A 1148-nucleotide genomic window follows, 5' to 3' on the forward strand; every position below is an offset into this window, starting at 1 on the left:
GCTTAAGCTGCTCGGTGCAGAGCACGAGCAGCAGGCACTGCGCGGGGCCGGACAAGGCCCCGCAGGTGGTGCCAGCACCGCGGCCACGTCAACGGCCGCGCAGTCGGCAGCGAATCCCGCTGGCAGTGCTGCACCCGCGCTGCCGAACGCGGTCGCCGCTGCCCCAGCAACACCAGCGGCTGTAGCGACAGCCGCCGCGTCGCAGCAGCCAACAACAGCGCAACAGCCAGCAGGCGCGCAGCAACCAGTATCTACCGCGGCAGCAACAGCTGTAAACGCGGGGACAACGCAAGGGACCAACATCCCCGCGTCGAACCTGGCAAGCACTTCGGCACAGCCCGTGCCCGGCTTTACCCCCAATGTTCAGCCGCCGCAAGCTACTCCGATTGCCGGTCTACCAGCAGCGGCAACCATAGCACCTGGAGCTGGCGATTCGATTGCCCAGCAGGATACGCTAAAGGGCGTGCTGCTTCAAGTGATGGCCAGTCAGGATACGCCTCCCGCCCTTAAGGAGGCAGCTCAGCAATTAGTGCAGCATCTTACGGGACAGCAGCTTCTGCTGAATACGGATCGAACAGCTCCATTCGCGCAGGTCACGATGTTCATACCACTCCACGGGGCAGATGGTGAGCAGACGGCTTCGGTACATATTCAGTCGCGCAGGGGGCAGAAGGGCGCGCTGGATGCCGCCAATTGTCGGCTGTTGTTTGACCTCGATATGAAATTTCTAGGACCAACCTTGATTGATGTCCAGGTTGTGGATCGGATCGTAAGTCTGCAATTCCGTAATGATCATGAGATTGCTGCCGAACTGTTCGAAGGACGGAGGCAGGAGCTGACGGCCGCCGTCGAGTCCATTGGTTATCAGCTGCTGAGCGTTAGAACCGAGCCTTTACCTGTCGCTTCCAAAGCCTCAATCGAGCTGGATGTTCAGGGCACGGCAGCCGAATTCACGCCCCAAGCCTACAAAGGGGTGGATCTTAGAATATGACTGCAGGGCAAACACCCGATCAAGCGATGAAAAAAGTCGTTGCTTTGAAATATACCCCTGGTGAGAGCGAGGCTCCGATTGTCGTAGCAAAGGGACAGGGAAAGCTCGCCGAGTCGATTCTCAGCAAAGCGATGGAACATGGCGTCCCGGTACAGGA

General features: G+C 59.3%; 1 protein-coding gene and 1 pseudogene. Both read left to right on the top strand.

Annotation, left to right across the window (positions count from 1 at the left end; all coding sequences use genetic code 11):
* A pseudogene (locus ACFRAK_RS29385) lies at positions 1-991 on the top strand (hypothetical protein); the annotation flags it as partial.
* The coding region (locus ACFRAK_RS29390; protein WP_394573251.1) for an EscU/YscU/HrcU family type III secretion system export apparatus switch protein at positions 988-1148 on the top strand (161 nt) is incomplete at its 3' end. The pseudogene ACFRAK_RS29385 and the gene ACFRAK_RS29390, both read left to right, overlap by 4 nt.

It is taken from the genome of Peribacillus sp. NPDC056705 (assembly GCF_043656335.1).